Origin of the sequence: Curtobacterium citreum, assembly GCF_006715175.1 — a bacterium.
GTDB classification, from domain to species: Bacteria; Actinomycetota; Actinomycetes; order Actinomycetales; family Microbacteriaceae; genus Curtobacterium; species Curtobacterium citreum.
The window spans coordinates 3,435,838-3,458,176 of the sequence record NZ_VFMQ01000001.1; the positions used below are offsets into that span (position 1 = coordinate 3,435,838).

At 71.1% G+C, this 22,339-nt stretch carries 18 protein-coding genes and 1 tRNA gene; 12 read left to right on the forward strand and 7 right to left on the reverse strand.

Annotated elements, in window-relative coordinates:
* Positions 1-51 precede the first annotated feature (51 nt).
* Both FB462_RS16285 and FB462_RS16290 read right to left on the reverse strand, forming a co-directional pair.
* Entirely contained in the window at positions 52-5,361 is a 5,310-nt protein-coding gene (locus FB462_RS16285) for a DUF6531 domain-containing protein (RefSeq protein WP_141863028.1), read from the reverse strand.
* A gap of 129 nt (positions 5,362-5,490) precedes the next feature.
* A complete protein-coding gene (locus FB462_RS16290) occupies positions 5,491-5,772 on the reverse strand; it encodes a hypothetical protein (RefSeq protein ID WP_058740961.1) in 282 nt (93 codons plus the stop codon).
* A gap of 263 nt (positions 5,773-6,035) precedes the next feature.
* Between FB462_RS16290 and FB462_RS16295 the strand changes: the two genes are divergently transcribed.
* The 6 genes from FB462_RS16295 to pstB all read left to right on the forward strand — a co-directional run bounded on the left by FB462_RS16295 (position 6,036) and on the right by pstB (position 13,562).
* On the forward strand, positions 6,036-8,201 hold the full coding sequence (locus FB462_RS16295) for an RNA degradosome polyphosphate kinase (RefSeq protein WP_114849440.1): 2,166 nt from the start codon (positions 6,036-6,038) through the stop codon (positions 8,199-8,201).
* Positions 8,198-9,145, forward strand: a complete 948-nt coding sequence (locus FB462_RS16300) for an NUDIX hydrolase (protein WP_141863030.1) — start codon at positions 8,198-8,200, stop codon at positions 9,143-9,145. Before FB462_RS16295 ends, FB462_RS16300 begins: the two co-directional genes overlap by 4 nt.
* 301 nt (positions 9,146-9,446) lie before the next feature.
* On the forward strand, positions 9,447-10,559 hold the full coding sequence (locus tag FB462_RS16305) for a phosphate ABC transporter substrate-binding protein PstS (RefSeq protein WP_058740964.1): 1,113 nt from the start codon (positions 9,447-9,449) through the stop codon (positions 10,557-10,559).
* A gap of 126 nt (positions 10,560-10,685) precedes the next feature.
* Positions 10,686-11,633, forward strand: a complete 948-nt coding sequence (gene pstC, locus FB462_RS16310) for a phosphate ABC transporter permease subunit PstC (RefSeq protein ID WP_058740965.1) — start codon at positions 10,686-10,688, stop codon at positions 11,631-11,633.
* Between the two features lie 13 nt (positions 11,634-11,646).
* Entirely contained in the window at positions 11,647-12,732 is a 1,086-nt protein-coding gene (pstA, locus tag FB462_RS16315; protein ID WP_114849438.1) for a phosphate ABC transporter permease PstA, read from the forward strand.
* Positions 12,733-12,782: 50 nt separating this feature from the next.
* On the forward strand, positions 12,783-13,562 hold the full coding sequence (gene pstB, locus FB462_RS16320) for a phosphate ABC transporter ATP-binding protein PstB (RefSeq protein WP_114849437.1): 780 nt from the start codon (positions 12,783-12,785) through the stop codon (positions 13,560-13,562).
* A gap of 159 nt (positions 13,563-13,721) precedes the next feature.
* Here pstB and FB462_RS16325 read toward each other — a convergent pair whose 3' ends face one another.
* The 3 genes from FB462_RS16325 to FB462_RS16335 all read right to left on the reverse strand — a co-directional run bounded on the left by FB462_RS16325 (position 13,722) and on the right by FB462_RS16335 (position 16,386).
* Entirely contained in the window at positions 13,722-14,618 is an 897-nt protein-coding gene (locus FB462_RS16325; RefSeq protein ID WP_141863032.1) for an anti-sigma factor, read from the reverse strand.
* On the reverse strand, positions 14,615-15,214 hold the full coding sequence (sigK, locus tag FB462_RS16330) for an ECF RNA polymerase sigma factor SigK (protein ID WP_114849435.1): 600 nt from the start codon (positions 15,212-15,214) through the stop codon (positions 14,615-14,617). The genes FB462_RS16325 and sigK overlap by 4 nt, the downstream gene beginning before the upstream one ends.
* Positions 15,215-15,756: 542 nt before the next feature.
* Complete coding sequence (locus FB462_RS16335; RefSeq protein WP_114849555.1) at positions 15,757-16,386, reverse strand: DNA-directed RNA polymerase subunit beta; 630 nt, start codon at positions 16,384-16,386, stop codon at positions 15,757-15,759.
* A gap of 127 nt (positions 16,387-16,513) precedes the next feature.
* On the opposite strand from FB462_RS16335, the gene FB462_RS17450 reads away from it, so the two are divergent.
* From FB462_RS17450 to FB462_RS16350, 4 genes are all read left to right on the forward strand, one after another.
* Positions 16,514-16,675, forward strand: coding sequence for a hypothetical protein (locus tag FB462_RS17450; protein ID WP_167510153.1), 162 nt, complete (start codon positions 16,514-16,516; stop codon positions 16,673-16,675).
* Between the two features lie 56 nt (positions 16,676-16,731).
* Positions 16,732-16,807 (forward strand) — tRNA-Lys (locus tag FB462_RS16340).
* Between the two features lie 349 nt (positions 16,808-17,156).
* Positions 17,157-17,549: a hypothetical protein gene (locus FB462_RS16345; protein WP_141863034.1), complete on the forward strand. Its 393-nt coding sequence runs from the start codon at positions 17,157-17,159 to the stop codon at positions 17,547-17,549.
* 176 nt (positions 17,550-17,725) lie between these two features.
* Positions 17,726-18,046, forward strand: a complete 321-nt coding sequence (locus tag FB462_RS16350) for a hypothetical protein (RefSeq protein WP_058740971.1) — start codon at positions 17,726-17,728, stop codon at positions 18,044-18,046.
* Positions 18,047-18,130: 84 nt separating this feature from the next.
* Here FB462_RS16350 and FB462_RS16355 read toward each other — a convergent pair whose 3' ends face one another.
* Together FB462_RS16355 and FB462_RS16360 are read right to left on the reverse strand one after the other, a co-directional pair.
* Positions 18,131-19,066 carry an aldose 1-epimerase family protein gene (locus tag FB462_RS16355; protein ID WP_141863036.1) on the reverse strand — a complete coding sequence of 312 codons (936 nt, stop codon included), beginning with the start codon at positions 19,064-19,066 and terminating at the stop codon, positions 18,131-18,133.
* Positions 19,063-19,917 carry a DeoR/GlpR family DNA-binding transcription regulator gene (locus FB462_RS16360; RefSeq protein ID WP_114849431.1) on the reverse strand — a complete coding sequence of 285 codons (855 nt, stop codon included), beginning with the start codon at positions 19,915-19,917 and terminating at the stop codon, positions 19,063-19,065. Before FB462_RS16360 ends, FB462_RS16355 begins: the two co-directional genes overlap by 4 nt.
* Positions 19,918-19,981: 64 nt before the next feature.
* On the opposite strand from FB462_RS16360, the gene galT reads away from it, so the two are divergent.
* Together galT and galK are read left to right on the forward strand one after the other, a co-directional pair.
* A complete protein-coding gene (gene galT, locus FB462_RS16365) occupies positions 19,982-21,079 on the forward strand; it encodes a galactose-1-phosphate uridylyltransferase (protein ID WP_114849430.1) in 1,098 nt (365 codons plus the stop codon).
* Positions 21,076-22,212 carry a galactokinase gene (gene galK / locus FB462_RS16370; RefSeq protein WP_141863038.1) on the forward strand — a complete coding sequence of 379 codons (1,137 nt, stop codon included), beginning with the start codon at positions 21,076-21,078 and terminating at the stop codon, positions 22,210-22,212. Before galT ends, galK begins: the two co-directional genes overlap by 4 nt.
* Positions 22,213-22,339 lie beyond the last annotated feature (127 nt).

Consider the following 22,339-nt stretch of genomic DNA (forward strand, 5'->3'; position numbering starts at 1 on the left):
CCCCTTGAGCACTCATCGGCTCTCCGCTTCACTGGAGTCCATCTCGATTTTCTACTCCCTCGGTCCGCGAGCGCCGCCGACGAGACCGTTCAGAGCGTCCGTGACCAGATCAGAGCCACGGTCGCCATCCGGCCGCAAGAACTCGTTCGTCAAGGACTGACCAGCTCCCACGACATGGTCGGCGGTGAACGCCGAAGCCTCATTGATGATCGACATAGCCGGGGTTGTGCCGAGGTTGGGATCTGCCGGGATCCTGAGATCGACAGCAAGTTTCGACGCAAGCGCGCTCCCACCTGCGCCGGTAACGAGCCCACTCGTGAAAGCTTGAGCGTAGCTCCCGATGCTCTGGTCCTTACTGTTCAAGGCGTGATCCACGGTGTTCGACACTGCACCCTGGGTGCCAGCGGTCGCTGCACGCTGACCGGCCGAGCCAACAGCTGCTCTCGCTACGCTTTGAACTGTGGGATTGGTCATTTGCTGAATTCGAGGCAGAGCAGCTTGAGCAACTGACGAACCGTACTTACCGACGACTGCGCCTCCGACGCCGCCTGCAGCGCCCGCTGCACCCCCCACGATCATCTGCAGGCCGACCTTGCCCCAATCGACCTTGCCACTGTCCGGCCCCTGCTGGATGATCGAGAATCCCCCCGCAAGAAGTGCTCCGGAGCCTGCCGCGGCAGCCACGGTGACCGCGATGTTGACACCGGGAACGAGCATCAGAGCAACGCCTCCCACGATCATCGCCGTCGCCGCAATCGCTTCCTTGTGCTCGTCGAAGAATCGCTTCGCATTCGCCCACGCACCCTGGTTCGCATCCCGGTACGCCTGCAGGTCCGCATCCGTCGCCGGCCGCAGCCCGAGCGGGTCCACCGCATGCACAGGGTCGTTCCCGGCGTAGGAGTACGGGTTCGCCGCCCACGCCGCCCCGAGCACGGGCGCGAGCGGGTCGGTCGACAGGAAGCCCCGCGCCACGGGGTCGTACACCCGCGCTCCGAGCCACTCGAGTCCAGCGATCGACACGCCACCGTCCGCGGTGAGCCCGACGCCTGCGGGGAGCCCCGAACCGCCGACCGCAGCGAGCACCGCCCACGGGTCGTCGGCAGCGGTGGCCCGCGCGCTGCGCCACCCCGCGGTCGTCCAGGCATCGTCGATCGCGACGACCCCGCCCGGCAGGTCCAGGACGCTCGTGCCGCCGAGCGAGACGATCCCCGGCACGCTCGCCGCGGAGTCCCACCACGCCTCGGCACCGCCGACGTCGGCCAGCTCGCCGAGGCCGTCCGTCCAGACGTCGACCCGACCGGTCTCGGCGTAGGCGGGGTCGCGCTCGACGACCTCGGCGAGCGTCCCGAGGTCGGACCACGCGTACTCCACCGTCGAGCCGTCGGGGTCGGTCCGCCGGATGCGTCGACCGAGCCCGTCGTAGCGGTACTCGGTACGGGCATCGTCCTGTTCGGAGGCGACGAGCTCGCCGGCGAGGTCGTACGAGAAGCGCGTCTCGACACCGCCGATCACCTGGCGGACCAGGCGGCCGGCCTCGTACTCCCAGCGTGCGTCACCGGCGGCGACGAGCTGGCCGGCGTCGTCGTAGCGGTGCTCCACCCGCCCGTCCGGGCCGTCGACGGCGGTGATGCGGCCGTCGGCGTCCCGTTCGGTGCGGGTCGTCGTGAGGCCCTCGGGCGAGGTCGCGGTGTGCGCGACGAGGACGCCGCGCTCGTACGACCACGACTGCACGAGGTCGCCGGTGACCGCCTCGACGATCCGACCCGCGGCGTCGTGTCGGAAGGTCGCGGCTCCGAGCCCGTCGCGCTCGAGCGCGGTCGTCCGACCGACCGCGTCGCGGACCCACGTGGTCCGGCGGCCGGACGGGTCGACCCGGGCGACCCGGTGCCCGTCGGCGTCGTACTCCCACCGGATCGCGGCCCCACCGCGACTGCGGCGGACGAGGAGCCCGCGTCGGTCGTACTCGAGCTCGTGGTCGACGGCGCGACCAGCGCCCCGCGTGTGGTCGGTGACGACGACGGTCCGGGCGACCGGGTCACGGTCCACCTCGGTCTGCACCTGACCGTCGACGAGCACCTGGTGCTCACGCCCCGCTGCGTCGTACGTCCAGGCGGTCGTCCGCCCGTCCGGGTCGGTCTGCTCGACCCGCCGGCCCGCCGCGTCACGACGGACGCTGGTGCGCCGGCCGAGCGGATCGGTGACCGCGACGAGGCGGTCGGCGTCGTCGTACTCGCGCCGGGTGACGCCCCCGGCCGGGTCGGTCGTCGCGACCACCCGACCGCGCTCGTCGTACTCGTGGCGGGTGATCCCGCCGAGCCCGTCGACCACCTCGGTGACCTGCCCCGCGACGTCGTAGCGGAACCGACGCCGACCGAAGCGTGCGTCGTGGGCCGAGACGAGCCTCCCGGCCGTGTCCCAACGGAACCGGCTCGTCCCCGCTCCGGGTGTCGTCTGCTCGACCACGCGCCCCACCGGGTCGTACGCGGTCCGGGCGACCTCGCCGGTGGGGAGTGTCCGCGCGACGACCCGGGAGTCGGCGTCGTAGGTCAGCGTGGTGCGCGCACCGGTGGCGTCCACGGCGGCCGACGGCCGCCCGCAGGCGTCGTACTCGTACGACGTGCGCGCGCCGGACGGCGCGATGACCGCGGTGACGCGGCCAGCGAGGTCACGCTCGATCCGCGTCAGCCCACCTTCTCCGTCGACGAGCTCCACCGGGCGTCCGGCCGCGTCGTAGGTGACGAGTTCGGATCCGGCGCCCGGACTGGTCGACTCGACGGGGCGCCCGAACGCGTCGAAGCGCACGGTCGTCGTCGAGAACGCGTCGCGCAGCGTCGCGACACCGGCGGTGGGGTCCCGGCTCACGTCCTGACGGACGCCCGTCGGGTCGACGGTCGCGGTCAGGACGCCGTTCGCGTCGTACTCGTGGCGCCACGTCGCGCCCGTCGGGTCGGTGACGGCCTGGAGGCGCGACAACGCGTCGTGCGCGAACGTCCAGACCGCGTCACCCGGCACGGCGAGCGTCGCCAGGTTGCCCTGGTCGTCGAAGGAGCGGACGACCCGGCGACCGAGCGGGTCCGTGGTCGCGTGGAGCTCGCCGTCGGGGCCGTACCCGAACGCGGTCCGCCCGCCGAGGGGATCGGTGATCGCCGAGATGCGTCCACCGGTGGTGTGCTCGAAGCGCCAGACCGCGCCGTCCGGGTCACGGCGCTCGACCAGCAGGCCGGCGGCGTCGTGGCGGTACTCGGTGCGGGCCCCCGACGGGCTGGTCGCCACGGCCGGACGCCCGGCGGCGTCGCGGTCGATGCGGGCCGTGTCGCCGAGGGCGTTCGTGGTGGCGACGAGTTCGCCGTGCTCGTCGCGCTCGAGGACGAGGACCACGCCGGTCGGGTCGACCACCCGCGTCAGCACGCCGTCCGACCAGGTCAGCTCGGTGCGGCCCCCGACGGGGTCCGTGATGACGGACGGGTCCCGGTCGTCGCCGCGGTACTCGAACGTGACGACGCCGCCGGACTCGGCGACGACGGTCGTGGTCCGGTCCTGGTCGTCGTAGCCGTACGTGAGGTCGCCGCCGGTCGGGGTGACCGTCCGGGTCCGACGCCCACGCTCGTCGTAGGCGTGGACGGTGACCGACCCGTCGCGCTCGGTGACGGAGACGAGGTTCCCGTGCCGGTCGTAGCTCATCGACTGCCGGTGGTCGTCGGAGTCGACCACACCGACGAGCCGACCCCTGGTGTCCGCGATGTAGGAGTTCGACCGCGAGCCGTCGTGGTCGGAGACGACGGTCACCCGACCGGGCAGGTAGGCGAAGCGGACGGCGCGACCGTGCGGGCTCACCTGCTCGACGACGCGGCGGCGCTCGTCGTAGGTGTTCTCGACCTCGACGACCCCGGCGGCACTCGTGACGGTGAGCACGAGGTCGTGGTCGTCCCACCCGTAGCGGCGTGTGCCCACCGCGTCGGTGACCGCGACGAGTCGCCCGCGGTCGTCGTACGAGTACTCGACCCGGCGCCCGTCGGAGCTCCGCGCCACGGCGACTCGGCCAGCCAGGTACTCGACGTCGATCGACCGTCCGCGGTCGTGGACGAGTCGGTTGATGAGCCCGTCGGCGTCCCGCTCGACCCGGACGCCGGTCCCGGGACCGCCGCGCTCGCCCAGCCAGACGCCCGACGGCGTGAAGTCGATCCGCCCGCCACGGTTGTCGCGGACCACGAGCTGGTCGCCCTCTGCCACGAGCCACCGGTTCTCACCGACGCCGCGCTCCCAGCCGTCGGAGGCCCGCGGGAACCGGATCTGCCGCCCGTCCGCGCCGACGAAGGACGCCCCCTCGTCGTCGAGTTCGACTCGGGTCTCGAGGACCGAGGCCCAACCGGGGCCGAAGAGCCCGACGTGCTCGTCGAGCGAGTTGTACATGCGGGTGAGGGCGAGCGACGCGCTCGCGCCGGTGAAGCCGAGGTCGGTCTCCGGTTCGACGAAGTTCCCGGTCGTCGTGTTCACCGGATCCATCGAGTACCCGGTGGTCGGCTGGGCGCCGTAGGCGGAGGGCGGGTCGAACTGCACGTCGGACCGGGTCGCCGAGACGCCCGCCGCCTGCAGCGCTGCGGCGAGCGCCGAGTCCGCGACGCTCGACACCGCGCCTTCGCCACCGGCAGCGGCGAAGGCGTCGGCGATCGTGGTGGCCCACGTCACGTCCTGGCCGTTCGCCTGCAACCACTGGTCGAACGCGCTGACGAGCCCGGTGGCGTCGATCCGCCCCCAGGAGCAGCGGTCCGCGAAGTCGGCGAGCTTGCCGCGGAGCATCGCGGGCTTGCCCTCGAGGGCCTGGTCGAGTCCCCGGCTGCCGTCGGCGAACGAGCGGAGGTCGGCCGGTCGGGCGGAGGACGTGCCCCCGCCACCACCGCCACCGGAGCCGGGCGACGGGGTCTGTCGCGGGGTCGCGGGGCCGGTCGCGTCGGCGAACCGGGGCGGGTCCTCGTGGTGGACCTCCGGCGGCTGGTCGTTGCCGGTGACCCAGTCCGCGACGACCTCGCCGACCCAGCGGTTCTCGTGGTGCTCGTACCAGTCGCGGGCGGTCTTGCGTCGGGCGTTCTCGCGCTCGGCGGCGGCCTGCATCTTGCCGACCCAGCCGGCCACGGTGCGCAGGTTCGCGGCGATGGCGGAGCCGTCGCTCCTGGCGGTCTGGGCGTTCGCGGCGAAGAGCTCGGAGAAGTGGCCGCGGAACTCCTGGGCGGCGGTGCTGACGTACGACTGGCGGCTGCCGGCCTGCCCCTCGATCGACTCCGCCGCGCCGTTCAGCGCCTGACTCAGCGCGTCGGCCGTGCCGTTGTCGAACTCGACCGGTTCGTTGCCGTGCAGGTCGCCCATGATCCGTCCCCCGATGGTGATCGTGCTGGTCGTGCTGTGCTGGTGGAGCAGATCGAGCTCCGTCCGCGGCCCACCCCGGACCGCGGACGCCCGGTCCGCCGAGGTGGCGGACCGGGCGTCGGGTGGTGGCTACGCGCCGCCGCCCGCGGTGAAGATGTCCTGCGAGATCTTGTCGAGCTGGGTGCGGAGCTGCTCGAGCTCGGTCTTGGCCTTGTCCAGCGCCGCCTTCGTCTCGGGCCAGGTCGAACCGCGGAACGTCGAGGCGAGCGGGCCGTCCCAGACGTTCGAGTCCGACAGGATGCGGCCCTGGGCGTCGAGCTGCGAGATCTGGTCGGTGAACCCACCGTTCACGATCGACTGGATCTGGCGGATGGCGGACTTGGCCTGCTCGGTGGAGAGCACACGCGACATGGTGAACCTCTTTCGTTTCGTAGCTGCACCCCCGCGCAGTGGAATCCCCCCGGAGGCTCTGACGCGGCCCACCATACCCACGAACACCCGACAATGTCACCGTTCGTATTTCGTGACGTTCCCTCCCCCAGTTCGAGGGTCGAGCGATGCTCACTCGCTGGAGCGTTCCCGACGCTCCTCCACAGGGCCGTCGTTCACGCCTGGTTTCCCCAGCGTCCACCGCCCCGCTCCCCCGCGGAGACCCCGGGTGGCAGGATGGCGACATGGACACCGAACCGCAGCTCGACGGCGACTCCGTCGCTCCCGACCTCGACGACTTCGACGAGGTCGTCGAGATCGAGCACGAGTCGCTGCCGTCGGACCGCTACTTCGATCGCGAGCTCAGCTGGCTCCGGTTCAACCAGCGCGTGCTCGAGCTGGGCGAGGACCGGACGCAGCCCCTGCTCGAACGGGCGAACTTCCTGGCGATCTTCGCGTCCAACCTCGACGAGTTCTTCATGGTCCGGGTCGCCGGCCTGAAGCGTCGCATCGACACCGGCATCGCCGTACCGACGAACGTCGGGCGTGCGCCGAGCGACGTGCTGCGGGACATCGCCAAGAAGGCGCACGAGCTGCAGGACCGGCACGCCGACGCGTTCATCAACTCGCTCAAGCCGGACCTGGACGCCGCGGGCATCCACGTCGAGCACTGGTCCGACCTCGACGAGGCCGACCGGCTCCGCATGCGCGAGTACTTCAACGAGCAGATCTTCCCGGTGCTCATGCCGCTCGCGGTCGACCCGGCGCACCCCTTCCCCTACATCTCCGGGCTGTCGCTCAACCTCGCGGTGCGCGTGCGCAACCCGAAGTCGCAGCGGCAGGAGTTCGCGCGCCTCAAGGTCCCGCAGAACTTCTCGCGCTTCATCGCCCTGCCCGACGACGGCAGCGGTCGGATGCGGTTCATCCCGCTCGAGGACCTCATCGCGAACCACCTCGACGACCTGTTCCCGGGGATGGAGGTCCTCGAGCACCACGTCTTCCGCGTGACCCGGAACGAGGACGTCGAGATCGAGGAGGACGAGGCCGAGAACCTCATCCAGGCACTCGAGCGCGAGCTCCTCCGCCGCCGCTTCGGTCCGCCCATCCGTCTCGAGATCACCGAGGACATGGACCCGGTGACCCTCGACCTGCTCGTGCGCGAGCTCGACATCACCGAGCAAGAGGTCTACCGACTGCCGTCTCCGCTCGACCTCGGCGGCCTGTTCGAGATCGCGAAGATCAGCCGGCCGGACCTGCACTACCCCAAGCACGTGCCGACGACCCCGGTGCAGTTCCAGCCGGGCGAACCGAACACCAAGCCCGACCTGTTCCGCGCGATCGGCTCCCGCGACGTGCTCGTGCACCACCCGTACGAGTCCTTCGCCACGAGCGTGCAGGCCTTCCTGGAGCAGGCCGCGGCGGACCCGAACGTCCTCGCCATCAAGCAGACGCTCTACCGCACGTCCGGCGACAGCCCCATCGTCGAGGCCCTGATCGACGCGGCCGCCGCGGGCAAGCAGGTCCTCGCCCTCGTCGAGATCAAGGCGCGCTTCGACGAGCAGAACAACATCGGCTGGGCGCGGAAGCTCGAGAAGGCCGGCGTGCACGTCGTGTACGGCCTGGTCGGGCTCAAGACGCACTCGAAGCTCGTGCTCGTGATCCGGCAGGAGGGCGGCACGCTCCGCCACTACAGCCACATCGGGACGGGCAACTACAACCCGAAGACCTCGCGCATCTACGAGGACATGGGCCTGTTCACCGCGGACGACACCGTCGGCAAGGACCTCACGCGTCTGTTCAACGAGCTGTCGGGCTACGCGATCGAGAAGAAGTTCAAGCGGCTCCTCGTCGCGCCGCTGCACCTGCGGAAGGGCCTGGTGAAGCGGATCCAGGCCGAGGCTGAGAACGCCGCGGCCGGCAAGCCCTCCGGCATCCGGATCAAGGTCAACTCGATGGTCGACGAGCAGGTCATCGACGCGCTCTACCTGGCCAGCCAGGCCGGCGTCCCGATCGACGTCTGGGTCCGCGGCATCTGCTCGCTCAAGCCCGGCATCGAGGGCGTCAGCGAGACGATCCGCGTCCGGAGCGTCGTGGGGCGGTACCTCGAGCACTCGCGGGCGTTCGCGTTCCACAACGACGGCGACCCGGTGGTCTTCATCGGCTCGGCCGACATGATGCACCGCAACCTCGACCGCCGTGTCGAGGCCCTGGTGCGCCTGTCCGACCCGGCGCACGTGGCCGAGGTGCAGGAGATGTTCGACCTGGCGATGGCCGAGACGACGAGCTCGTGGCACCTGGAGTCCGACGGCGAGTGGACGCGGCACTCCACCGACCAGGACGGCCGCCCACTCGACGACGTGCAGAATGTCCTCATGCGGAAGATCTCGGCCCGGAAGCGCTCGGCTCGGTGAGCGGCGGCCCCACGGGGCCCGTCGTCGCGGCGGGCGCGGTCGTCTGGCGTGAGCACCGGGGCGTCCCGCTCGTGCTGCTCGTGCACCGCGACCACCACCACGACGTCTCCTTCGCCAAGGGCAAGGTCGACCCGGGCGAGAGCGTCCCGACGACGGCCGTCCGCGAGATCGAGGAGGAGACGGGCTACCGCGTGCACCTCGGCGCTCCCCTGGGCACCGCGGAGTACGTCCTGCCGAGCGGTCGCGACAAGGTCGTGCACTACTGGTCGGCCCGGGTCTCCGGCAAGGAGTACGACCGCGCCGGCACGTTCCGCCCGAACGACGAGGTCGCCGCGATCGAGTGGGTCACGACCGACCAGGCCCGCTCGCGGCTGACCTACGAACGCGACGTCGCGATCCTCGACCGCTTCGCCGACCGCGTGGCGGCCGGCGAGCACCGGACGTTCGCCCTCATCGCCCTCCGGCACGCCAAGACCGTCCCGGGTTCGGACTGGGACGGCCCCGACTCGACCCGGCCGCTGCTCCCCGTCGGCCGGAACCAGGCACGGGCCGCCGCGGCACCCGTCGCGGCGTTCGGGCCGAAGAAGATCGTCAGCAGCACGGCTGCCCGGTGCCTCGCGACCGTGGAGCCGCTGTCCGCCCGCACGAAGGTGGGCGTCTCGGCGACCCCGGACATCAGCCAAGACGCCCACGACCGCGGCGCCGCAGACGTCAAGGGCGTGGTGCGTCGCCGCCTCGAGAAGGCGAAGTCGACCGTGCTCTGCTCGCACGGCCCCGTCCTGCCGGACATCATCGCGCGCATCGCCGCGTCGACCGCCGGCGAGGACCGTCGGTTCGACCTCCGCCGTGCCGCGATGCTGTCGGTCGGCGACTTCGCCGTGATGCACATCGCGGGCGACCGACTCGTGGCCGTCGAGACGCACCGCAACACCGTCCCGGCCTGACGACGAGTCGGCGCAGCGACCAGCGCCGACCAACCCACCACGCGACGCCCGTGGCGGCCGCACCCCGCGCCTCCAGGCCGATGCATGCGCATGCGTCCACCCCACGCACGCCGATTCGATCCTGCACCCGACGCGCGAGCGCCGCACGGCGCCCCGTCGGACACAACCCCTCGTTCACCTCCCGTTCACCAGCGGTCGTGATCCCCGTCACCTCGCGTCCCTACAGTCGCTCCCGGGTCAGCACCGGCCCCCGGGACCAGCAGCGGTCCCAACCTGCACTGACATTCCCGAAGGGACCCCTGTGAACATCAAGCGAATCGGCACGGTCGCGGCGATCGCGGTCGTCGGCGCCGTCGCGCTGTCCTCCTGCGCCTCGAACGAAGGCGGCGCGGGCGCTGGAGCCTCCGCTACGTCGAGCTCCGGCACGGACTACTCGTCGCTGAAGGGCACGCTGACCGGCTCGGGCTCGTCGGCACAGCAGACCGCCGAGGCCACCTGGGCCGCCGGCTTCCAGAACGTCGCCTCCGGCGTCACGGTCAACTACTCGCCCGACGGTTCGGGCGCCGGCCGCAAGAACTTCATCTCGGGTGCCGCGGACTTCGCCGGCTCCGACGCCGCGCTGAAGGACGAGGAGCTCTCGGGCTCGTTCGCCAAGTGCGCCGCGGACTCGAAGGCCATCGACATCCCGGTCTACATCTCCCCGATCGCCATCGCCTACAAGGTCGAGGGCGTCAAGGAGCTGACGCTCGACGCGAAGACCATCGCGGGCATCTTCTCCGGCAAGATCACCAAGTGGAACGCCTCCGAGATCGCCGACCTGAACAAGGGCGTCGACCTGCCGGACGCGAACATCACCGTGATCCACCGCTCGGACGACTCCGGCACCACGCAGAACTTCTCGGAGTACGTCTCCGCGAACGCGTCGGACGTCTGGACCGAGGCCCCCAGCCAGACCTTCCCCTACCAGGTCGGCGACAGCGCGAAGGGCACCTCGGGTGTGGCCTCGGCCATGGCGAGCGCCTCGAACGCGATCACCTACATCGACGACTCGGGCGCGGGTGACCTCGACAAGGCCAAGCTCATGGTCGGTTCCACGGCCACCGAGATCTCGGCCGAGGGTGCTGCGAAGGTCGTCGCCGACTCCGACACGGTGTCGGGCCGCTCGGAGAACGACCTCGCGATCAACATCAACCGCAAGGACACCGCCGAGGGTGCGTGGCCGCTGGTCCTCGTCTCCTACGCGATCGCCTGCCAGGAGTACAAGGACGCCGACACCGGCAAGCTCGTGAAGGGCTACCTGGACTACGTCGTCTCGAAGGACGCGCAGGACGCGGCCGCGAAGGAGGCCAAGTCGGCCGCCCTCTCGTCCGACCTGGCGGAGAAGGCCGCGAAGGCCGTCGCCACCATCAAGTAGCACTCCCCGAGCGCCCGGACGCCGATCCCACCCACCTCGATCGGCGTCCGGGCACTCGCCCGTCACGGCAGCACCTCCCCACCTCCCCGCTCCCCCGATCCCGGGTGATCCTCCGACAGGAGTCCCATGACGACCGCACCGGCCCAGCCAGGGGCCACCGTCTCCCCCAAGCCGAAGGCCGTCGTCCGCGTCGGCGACCGGGTCTTCTCCGCCGCCTCCGTCATCGCGGGCAGCCTGATCCTCTTCGTGCTCGTGCTCGTCGCCGCCTTCCTGGTCTGGCAGAGCATCCCCGCCTTCAGCGCCAAGGTCGGCCAGCTGCCGAACAACGCGACGAGCTTCTGGGACTACGTCGGTCCGCTCGTCTTCGGCACCGTCTGGTCCGCGCTCATCGCGCTCGTGATCTCCGTGCCGCTCGCGCTCGGCATCGCACTCTTCATCTCGCACTACGCGCCGCGTCGGGTCGCCCCGGTCCTCGGCTACGTCATCGACCTGCTCGCCGCGGTCCCCTCGGTCGTCTACGGCCTGTGGGGCATCGTCGTGCTGGCGCCGTTCGTGAAGCCCTTCTACGCGTTCCTCAACGAGTACCTCGGCTGGTTCCCGCTGTTCTCCGGCCAGGTGTCCGGCACCGGCCGCACGATCCTGACCGCTTCGATCGTGCTCGCCGTCATGGCGATCCCGATCATGACCGCCGTGATGCGCGAGATCTTCCTGCAGGCGCCGCGCCTCAACGAGGAGGCCGCCCTGGCCCTCGGCGCCACGCGCTGGGAGATGATCCGCCTGTCGGTACTGCCGTTCGCGAAGTCCGGCATCGTCTCGGCGATCATGCTCGGCCTCGGCCGCGCCCTCGGCGAGACGATGGCGATCGCCCTCGTGCTTTCCGTCTCGACGAACGTCACCTTCCAGATGCTGACCTCGCTGAACCCCTCGACGATCGCCGCGAACATCGCGCTGCAGTTCGCCGAGGCCTCGGGTACGGCCCTGAACGCGCTCATCGCGTCCGGCCTGATCCTCTTCGTCATCACCCTGGTCATCAACATGCTGGCGCGCTACATCGTGCGCAAGCGGGTCTCCTGAGAGGTCACGCCCGATGTCCCTCGCCCTCCGTCAGTCCGGCATGCCCGGCAACGTCTACGCCAACGGGAAGCTGCACAAGTCGGTCCCGTGGCTCCTGCTCGTCGGCTCCTGGGTCGCCCTGATCCTGGTCTTCGCGCTCCTCAACGCCGGCGGCGCCGTCAAGGACTTCAACGTCGTCGCGGCGCTGTTCCTCGGCACGGTCCTGTTCGACGTGCTCATCGTCGTCGTCTCCCGCATCGTCGAGGGTGGTCGACAGGCCGTCGACCGGCTCATCACCTCGCTCGTCGTCACGGCCTTCGTGATCGCGGTGCTGCCGCTCGTGTCGCTGCTCTGGACGGTCCTGGCGGACGGCCTGGCCCGCTTCGACGCGCAGTTCTTCTCGTACTCGATGCGCGGCGTGATCTCCGAGGGCGGCGGCGCCGTCCACGCCCTGGTCGGCACGCTCGAGATCACGCTGTTCGCGGCGCTCATCTCGGTCCCGATCGGCCTGCTCACCTCGATCTACCTGGTCGAGTACGGCAAGGGCGCCCTCGCGCGCGGCATCACGTTCTTCGTGGACGTCATGACGGGCATCCCGTCGATCGTCGCCGGTCTGTTCGCCTACTCGCTGTTCGCGCTGTTCCTCGGCCCCGGCGCCCGCTTCGGTCTCGTCGGCTCGGTCGCGCTGAGCGTCCTGATGATCCCGATCGTCGTGCGCTCCACGGAGGAGGTCCTGAAGATCGTCCCGATGGAGCTCCGCGAGGCCTCGTACGCACTCGGCGTCCCGAAGTACCTGACGATCCTCAAGGTCGTGCTCCCCACGAGCCTCGCCGGCATCACGACGGGCGTCATGCTCTCGATCGCCCGCGTCATCGGCGAGACGGCCCCGCTGCTCGTCACCGCCGGGTTCACCGCGAGCATGAACTACGACCTGTTCCGGGACCCGATGATGACGCTGCCGGTGTTCGCGTACACGCAGTACTCGCAGCAGGGCGCCAACCCGGTGCCGTTCGTCGACCGGGCCTGGACCGCGGCGCTGCTGCTCATCCTGATCGTGATGGTGCTCAACCTGCTGGCCCGCTTCATCACCCGCCTCTTCGCTCCCAAGCTCCCCCGCTAGCCCGACCCGGCAGCGACGCGGCAACGACCACCCACCCCGAAGGAAACCACGTGTCCAAGCGCATCGAGGTCGACGGCCTCAACGTCTACTACTCGAAGTTCAAGGCGGTCGAGGGCGTCGACATGACGATCGAGCCCCGCACCGTGACCGCGTTCATCGGTCCGTCCGGCTGCGGCAAGTCCACCTTCCTCCGCACGCTCAACCGCATGCACGAGGTCATCCCCGGCGCGTACGTCGAGGGCTCGGTCAAGGTCGACGGCGACGACCTCTACGGCGCCGGGGTCGACCCCGTGCTCGTCCGCCGCCAGGTCGGCATGGTGTTCCAGCGCCCGAACCCGTTCCCGACGATGTCGATCCGCGACAACGTCCTGGCCGGCGTGAAGCTCAACAACAAGCGGATCTCGAAGTCGGAGGGCGACGAGGTCGTCGAGCGTTCCCTGCAGGGCGCGAACCTGTGGAACGAGGTCAAGGACCGCCTCGAGAAGCCCGGCATGGGCCTGTCCGGTGGGCAGCAGCAGCGGCTCTGCATCGCCCGTGCGATCGCGGTGCAGCCCGACGTGCTCCTGATGGACGAGCCGTGCTCGGCGCTCGACCCGATCTCGACGCTCGCGATCGAGGACCTCATCGAGGAGCTCAAGAAGGACTTCACGATCGTGATCGTGACGCACAACATGCAGCAGGCGTCGCGTGTCAGCGACAAGACCGCGTTCTTCAACATCGCGGGCACGGGCGCGCCCGGCAAGCTCATCGAGTACGACGACACCGCGACGATCTTCTCGAACCCGTCGGTGCAGGCGACCGAGGACTACGTCTCGGGTCGCTTCGGGTGATCCCCGCCTGACACACGGCCTGGAGGCCCGGTGCACGTCCTCCACGGACGCGCACCGGGCCTCCTCGGTTGCGCTGGGAACGGTCGCGCCGGTGACGACGGAACCCCGGGACTCGGTCCCGGGGTTCCGTCGTGCGAGGTCGTCGGGCCTGCGAGCTCGCTAGGCCTGGGTGGTCGGCACGGCCATGACCGGTGCCGAGGTCGGCTGGTCGGAACCGCCGGCCGGCTCGACGGTCATGCCGATCGAGTCGCCCTTGCTCAGCGTGCCGTCGAGGACCGCGGTGTGGACACCGTCACGGGCGCCGTCGAGCAGTCCGGCCGGGACGACCTTCGTGCCCTCGGAGCCGATGTACCAGAGCTCGTAGGTCTTGCCGGCCGGGGCCTCCTGGACGCCGTCGAGGATGACGGCGGACTTGCCGACCTCGTGCGACCAGACGACCGTGGCCGATCCGCCGCCGGGCATCTTCGCGGTGGTCCGCTGGAAGTCCGACGCGGCGTAGATCGAGTCGAGCGTGCCGGACGCCTGCGTGGTGCCCGGGCCGGGCTGCTCACCCGTGCCGACGACACCGCCGATGCCCAGGCCGACACCGAGGAACACGACCGCGACGGCAGCCGCGGCACCGAGGGCGGCGGCCGGACGCTGGAACCAGCGTCGGCGAGCCGTGGCGGCGGCGCGGCCCCCTGCGAACCGGGCGTCCGTGGCGTCGGACGAGTCGGAGTCCACCGATGTGACGGGGGTGGGCCGTGCCTCCCGGTCGTCCACGGGTGCGTCGGCGGTGACCGCCGCGCTGCCGGCATCGTCTACCGGAGCAGCGGCGTCTACCTGCGGCGTCCGCGCGATCTGTGCCATCAGTGAGGCCTTGAGCGACGCGGGCGGCTCGATCGGCTCGACGGCGTACGCGAGCTGCAGCGCGGTCTCGCGCAGCGAGTCGGTCTCGGCCTGCAGTGCCGGCGAGGTGGTCAGGGCGTGGTCGAGCAGCGCGCGCTCCTCGTCCGACAGGGCGTCGAGTGCGTGCGACCCGGTGAGCAGGGCAGGGTCGTCGTGGTGTTCGGTCATGACGTCACCCCCATCTCGTCTCGGAGTCGGATCATCCCGTCACGGAGACGGGTCTTGACGGTGCCGATCGGGACACCGAGCCGTTCGGCCATCTCGCTGTGCGAGTAGCCGCCGTAGTACGCGAGCTGCACCGCCTGGCGCTGGAACTCGGTGAGCTTGCCGAGCGCCCGGCTGACCCGCTCGTGCTCGATGCGGATCTCGACCGATTCGGACACCTGGTCGTACCCGGACTCGAGGTCGCGGATGCCGATCTTGGTGTCGCGGTCGTGCGAGGACTGCGAGGCGCGGACCCGGTCGACCGCGCGACGGTGCGCCATGGTGAGGACCCAGCTGGCCGCCGTGCCCCGGGACCGGTCGAAGCGCGCAGCCTGCTGCCACACCTCGAGGAAGATCTCCTGCGTGACCTCTTCCGACTGCGCACGGTCCCGGAGGAGCCGCGTCACGAGGCCGAGGACCCGTCCGGAAAGCGCGTCGTACAGCTCGGAGAAGGCAGCCTGGTCGCCGTCGGCGACGCGAGCGAGCATGTCGTCGGGCGAGGCGGGAGCGGGCTCGGCCGAGCTCCAGGCTTCCGTGTCGCGTTCCACGAGGGCAAGCATTGCAGGTTTCGCCTCCTCTCGGTGCGTTCGTGACCCGCGGTGCCGGTGCTTCACAGGGACCGGTGCGGGAGCGGATCGTCGTCTGGTCGGGTTCCTCGCGGCGGGTCGTGCTCGTGAGCGGGGCCGCACGGCCCGCAGGGAATTGACCGGCGGGTACCGGACCGGGTCGCACGGACCCCGCCGTGACGTCCGCGAGGAGCGTCACACCCTCTGTTCGGCGCGGTCGTCGGAGCGGATTGCCCGGAGTTCGAGGAGCGCTCGGTCGTCGCGCTCCCGCTCCGGCGCACGCGTCGCCCGTCCCGGTGTGCGGGGCACGCCCGGGTGGCGGTCGTGTCCGTCGAGAGTGAACACGGCCTCGTGCTCAGGACGGTTCTCGTAGACTCGGTGTCGCCGGGCCGCAGCAAGCCCCGGGCTCCAAAATTCGCCGCTTCGAGCGGCCTCGCGCCGAGAGGCGCTTCTGCGGCCCGGTCTTCTGCTGTCCGGGGCCGTTCCGGCGCCGTGTGGCGCGGACGCCGCGACTCGTGTCGGTGTGCCGCCGGGTCTCAGTCCAGGCTGTCGCGACGCCAGAGCGCCGCCGCCTCGGTCAGGTCGGCCGCGAGCTCCGTCAGGCGGAGCGCCCGCCGGGTCAGCTCGCTCGAACGGTCGTCGGCGGTCAGGTCGGCGTCGTCCGCCACCGAGGTCGCCCCGGCCGCCGTCAGCCGGCAGAACGCGGCACCACGGTCGAGCGCGACCGCGAGGTCCCCCGTGTACAGGCCGTGCAGGATCCGGTCCGCCAGGGTCAGGATCTCGGCCGGGCCCGTCGGCTGTTCGGCACCCGCGACGGCTTGGTCGATCGTGCCGATCCGCTCCGTGCCGCGCTGGAAGAAGTAGGCGATCTCCTCGGGGTTCTGCCGGATCACCGTGCGGACCAGGTAGATCCGCCAGAGCGCCCCCGGCAGGGTGTGTGCGCCCACCCGTGCCCACAGCTCCGCGATCGCGTCGATGCCGTGCACATCCGTGTAGGTCACGAGGCGCTCGACGACCGCCGGGTCCGGGTCCTGCCGCACACGGTGCAGCAGCGCGTTCGCGGTCTCGTGCGCGACGCGGTTCACCACGGCCGGGTCGTCACCGCCCTGGATCGCGGCGAACTCCTGGTCGGTGAAGTGGACGGGACGGTGGTGATCGCGAGGCACCCGGAGAGTGTAGGCGCGGCCGGTGACGCCCACGAGTGCCGTTCGCCCTGAACGCAACCGGATCGATCGGCGTACCTTGCTCCGGCGGGGAGGTACCCCTGGTCGGACGTCGGAAAGAGGACCATCCATGAACGCCCTGCTCGTCATCCTGGCCGTGATCGCGGTCATCCTGCTGTTCGTCGGTGGCTTCACCGCGAGCCTGAAGTTCCTGCTCTGGGTGGGCATCGTCCTGTTCGTCGTCGCGCTGGTCCTGTGGCTGCTGCGCACCCTGACCGGTCGGCGCAGCTGACCGGTCCGCCGTCCGTTCCCGAGCAGGGGGTCCTCACGCGCTAGCCTTGCGGGTGAGGGCCTCTAGCTCAGTCGGTAGAGCACCGGACTTTTAATCCGAGGGTCGTGGGTTCGAGCCCCACGGGGCCCACCACCCTCCTGGACCCCGCCTTTTCATCCGAGGGTCGTGGGTTCGAGCCCCACGGGGCCCACCACCCTCCTGGACCCCGCCTTTTCATCCGAGGGTCGTGGGTTCGAGCCCCACGGGGCCCACCACCCTCCTGGACCCCGCCTTTTCATCCGAGGGTCGTGGGTTCGAGCCCCACGGGGCCCACCACCCTCCTGGACCCCGCCTTTTCATCCGAGGGTCGTGGGTTCGAGCCCCACGGGGCCCACCACCCTCCTGGACCCCGCCTTCACATCCGAGGGTCGGGGTTCGAGCCCCACGGGGCCCAACGTGCTCCCGACACCGTCACCGTCCACCCCGTCCCGCGAGGAGTGCCGTGGTCACGCGCATCCGCACCGCTGCGGGCGTCGCGCTCGCGCTCGGGGTGCTGGCGTCCGTCGGTCTGGCGGGGTGCACGCAGCCGGACGACGCCGTGCAGGGGGTCGCCCGGGCAGCGTGCGAGCAGCGGATGGGGCCGGCGATCGTCGCCTGGTGGCGGGACCAGTACGACGAGACGCCCTGGAAGGTCGTCGACACGCGCGGCTCCGGGGTCCAGGAGGCGTCGGACAGCTCGTCAGCAGCGACCGTGCTCGACGTCTCCGGCACGTCCTCGGTCCAGCGCGACGAGGTCGGGCAGCGCACGGCGGTCCGGTGGTCCTGCGCGGCGCGGTACTCGAGCGCCGATCCGCAGACCGTGGCCGCGACGGTGGAGGAGATCACGCTGCGCTGAGCGCTGGCGCGCGGCTGCGACGGGGTACAAGGCGTCCACAGCGTGTTCATGGCGCGTCCTCTGCACAGTTCAGTCGTCGTTCAGCCGATTGTTGGCGGGACGCCGATAGTGTCGTGCCCGGATCCGATCAGCGGATCCTGGAGCACAGCACCACGACAGAACGAACGGGGTACACCGTGACCGAGCCCATCGACGCCACGCAGACCAGCACCACCGGTGACGCGCGCCGCATCGTCGAGCTCGCGGCAGCGACGAACACCAGCATGAGCAACCAGCTCCTGCTCGACACCCTGCGCCGCAACGCGCAGGTCAGCACCCGCCACATCCGCAAGGACTTCATCGAGGTCGCGAACGCGCAGACCGTCCTCGGCTACGTCTGCCGACAGCGCAAGGACTACGTCGCACTGCGCGGGGACGACCCCGCGTGGGCGCAGGAGGTCGGCCGGTACGGCACCGAGGCTCTGGCGGTCGAGGCGCTCCGGATGCGCCGCGCCTGACGCGCCACCCACGACGACGCGACGAAGGCCGCCCCCGTCGGGGCGGCCTTCGTCGTCCGCGTCTGCGCTGGCCCGCCCGCGCCGTCAGGACCAGACGCGGCGGATGCCCCAGGTACCGGTCCACGACTCGTCCGGCTCGAGCCAGCGCAGCCCCTCGCCCGAGTTGAGGGCGTTCGCCGGCGCGGTCATCGGCTCGACCGCGACCGCGAGCCCGGTGCCGTCGCCGCGGGGGAACTCGCGCGAGGTGAACACCTGGACGTAGGGGAACGAGGCGTCCTGCCACAGCTCGACCCCGTCGCCCTCGGGGCCGTGCAACGCGGTGCGGCGGACGCCGTCCTGGTCCGGGGTGATGTCCCGGTAGGCGGTGTCGAGGTCGGCGTCCCCGGCCCGCACCCCGGCGCGCAGGTCGTACGGCGTGCCCTCGACGGCGACGGTGCCGTCCGGGATCTTCTGCGCGTCCACCGTGAAGGCGGTCGCGGCGTCCAGCGTCACGACGAGGTCCTCGGCGGGGGTGTCGCCCGCGCGCAGGTACGGGTGGGCCCCCACCGCGAACGGCACCCGGACGCCCGAGCGGTTGACGATCGTGTGCGTCACCCGGATGCCGTCGTCGACGAGCTCGTGGTGCACGCGGGTCTCGAGCGTGAAGGGCCAGCCGTGCTGCGGGTGGACCGTGGCCTGCTGCTCGATCGCCGACTCGGTCTGCGAGACGACGCGGTACGGCGAGAACCGGAGCAGGCCGTGCGAGGCGTTGCCGTACTTCGGCTCCGAGACGTCGAGTTGCTGCCGCTTCCCGTCGAGCTCCCACACGGCGCCGGCGACCCGGTTCGGCCACGGCACGAGCACGATGCCGTCCGCGCCGGGCGGGGCCGAGGTGACGGGGAAGGGCTCGGTCAGGTCGAAGCCAGCGACCCGGAGCTCGCGGATGCCCGCGGCGACCTCGGTGACGACGGCCTCGACGACCCCGGTCTGTCCGGCGTGACGGAGGTGGTACTGCCCCCCGGTGGGTGCTGCTGCGGTCATGCGGTCGCCTTCCTTCCGTCTGGTGCTGCGGTGCCGTCCCCGTCGGCGACGACGACCCGGACGCCCGCCGCCCGGATCGGGGCGACCGCGTCCGCCGTGGTGCCGGCGGTGACGACGACGTCGATGTCCTGGAGCGGACGGACGACACCGAGGTGTACCCGGCCGAACTTCGAGCCGTCCGCCACCACGACGGTACGCCGGGCCGTCGCGGCGAGCATCCGCTTCGCCTCGGTCTCCGGCAGGTTGACGTTCGTCAGACCGTGCTCGACGTCGAGCCCGGTGCCGCCGATGAACGCGACGTCGGCGGCGATCGCGGGCAGCACGGCACCCATGAACGGCGCGACGAGCGAGTGCTGGAGCGGCCGCAGGGTCCCGCCGGTGACGACGACGGTGAACCGCGGCACGGCGGGTTCGAGCGTGAGGGCCGTGGTGAGCGAGTTCGTCACGATCGTCAGGTCGGCCAGGTCCGCCCGCGCCACGAGCGCCGTCGCCACCGCAGCCGGGGTCGTGCCGACGTCGAGCACGACGCACTGGCCGGAGCGGACGAGGTCGGCCGCCGCGCGGCCGATGGCCGCCTTCTCGACCTGGTGCTCGACCGCGGTCTCCTCGAGGGGCCGCTCGCCGGAGGTGACCCCGAGGCGGACGGCACCGCCGCGCACCCGCCGGATCCGTGCCTCCAGTTCGAGCGTGGCGAGGTCCTGGCGGACCGTCACCTCACTCGTGCCCAGGGCCGCGGCCAGGGCGGCGGTCCGGACGAGTCCGGGCGCGCCCTCGACGATGGAGACGATGCGGTCCTGCCGCAGGGGTGCCGGGAGGGCGCCGGCGAGGAAGGACAGATCGTCAGCGCTCACGGTTGCAGTTTCGCGCACTTACGGAGACTTTCGCAACGCTTCGCGGAGGCGCTAGGCTCGTCCGGTGATCACCAAGCGCGTGACGACGCTCGCCGACGGCCGCGAGCTCATCTACTTCGACGACGCCGACACGCAGCTGCCCGCCGAGCGCAGCATCGACGAGCGTGTCCTCGACCCCCGACCCGAGACCGCGCGGATGCGGCAGGACGTCCTGACGGGCGAGTGGGTGTCGATCGCGGCGAGCCGGCAGAACCGAGTGTTCCTGCCGCCCGCCGACCAGGACCCGCTCGCGCCGCAGACGGCCGCGAACCCCTCCGAGATCCCGAGCCGGTACGACGTCGCGGTGTTCGAGAACCGGTCGCCGTCGTTCGGGCCGCTGCTCGAGGCCGAGGACGCCCCCGAGTCGCTCGAGTCGCTGTCCGACGTCGGCCTGAACCGCCAGCTGCGGTCGGTCGGGCGGTGCGAGGTCGTGTGCTTCTCCCCCGAGACGAGCGGCTCGTTCGCATCCATCTCCGAGTCGCGTGCCCGCACCGTGGTCGAGGCGTGGGCGGACCGCACCGCCGCACTCTCGGCCCTGCCCGGCATCCAGCAGGTGTTCCCGTTCGAGAACCGCGGCGAGGCGATCGGCGTCACGCTGCACCACCCGCACGGGCAGATCTACTCGTACCCGTACGTCACCCCGCGCACGCAGCGCCTGCTCGCGTCGATCGAGCGCTTCGGTCCGGACCTGTTCGAGCAGCACCTGGCGAACGAGCGGAGCTCGGATCGCGTCGTGCTGCAGGGCGAGCACTTCACGGCGTTCGTGCCGTTCGCCGCGCGCTGGCCGATCGAGGTCCACATGCTCCCGCACCGGCACGTGCCGGACTTCGCCGGGCTGACCGACGCCGAGAAGGACGAGCTCGCGTCGATGCACCTGCGGCTGACCCGCGGACTCGACGCGCTGTACGACACCCCCACGCCGTACATCGCCGCCTGGCACCAGGCGCCGGTGCACGTCGCGCGGGACACCGTGCGCCTGATGCTGCAGATCACCTCTCCGCGTCGGGCGGCGGACAAGTTGAAGTTCCTGGCCGGCAGCGAAGCCGCCATGGGCGCCTGGATCGGGGACCTCGTGCCCGAGAAGGCGGCCGAGTTCATCCGAGGAGGGATCGAACGCGCATGACGTTCCAGCAGGTCTACGGGTACGAGCCGTCGGTGCGGTACTCCGCGCCGGGTCGGGTCAACCTGATCGGCGAGCACACCGACTACAACGACGGGTACGTCCTGCCCTTCGCGATCGACCGGCGGACCGTCGCGTCGATCGGGCAGCGGGACGACCGTCTGCTCCGGGTCGCGTCGGCGTTCGAGCCCGACGCGGTGCACGAGCTCTCCCTCGACGAGCTCGACCCGTCGCGCATGAGCGGCTGGTCGGCGTACGTCTTCGGCATCGCGTGGGCGCTCCGCGAGCAGGCCGGTGCGGACCTGTCCGGCAAGTCCGGCTTCGACGTCTTCATCGAGTCGGACGTCCCGGTCGGCGCGGGCCTGTCGTCGAGCGCCGCGATCGAGTGCGGCGTGGCGCTTGCGTTCACCGACCTGTGGGACCTCGGCCTCTCACGCAAGCAGCTGGCCCGCGTCGGGCAGTACTCCGAGAACCACGCCGTCGGTGCCCCGACCGGCATCATGGACCAGTCGGCATCGCTCCTCGGCGAGCAGGACGCGGTCGTGTTCCTGGACTGCCGGACGCTCGACACCGCCGTGGTGGACCTGGCGCTCGAGTCGAACGACCTCGAGGTCCTGGTGATCGACACCCGCGTGGAGCACGCGCACGCCACCGGCGGCTACAAGGCCCGGCGCGACTCGTGCGAGCGCGGCGCGGCAGCGATGGGCGTCGAGGCGCTGCGCGACGTGTCCGTCGACGACCTGCCCCGTGCGCAGGAGCTGCTCGACGACGAGACCTTCCGTCGCGTCCGCCACATCGTGACCGAGGACCAGCGCGTCCTCGACACGGTGCGCACGCTGCGCGAGCAGGGACCGCGGGCGATCGGGTCGCTGCTCGTCGCCTCGCACGAGTCGATGCGTGACGACTTCGAGATCTCGGTGCCGGAGCTCGACCTGGCGGTCGAGACCGCGATGGCGCACGGTGCGGTCGGCGCGCGGATGACCGGTGGCGGCTTCGGCGGTGCGGCGATCGCGCTGGTCGACCAGGAGGCCCGTGGCACGATCACGGACGCCGTCACGGCCGCCTTCGCCGCGTCCGGGTACCGCGAGCCGAACGTGTTCACGGTGCACGCGGCGCAGGGCGCCCGGCGCGACTGAGCGCCGCGGAACCAGAAGCAGCTCGCGCCACGGATCCCCACGGCGCGAGCTGCTTCCTGTTGTGCGAACGGCTCTGGGGCCGCCACCCGCTGAACGGGAGGCGCGTGGCGGGCCCCAGCCGCGCCTC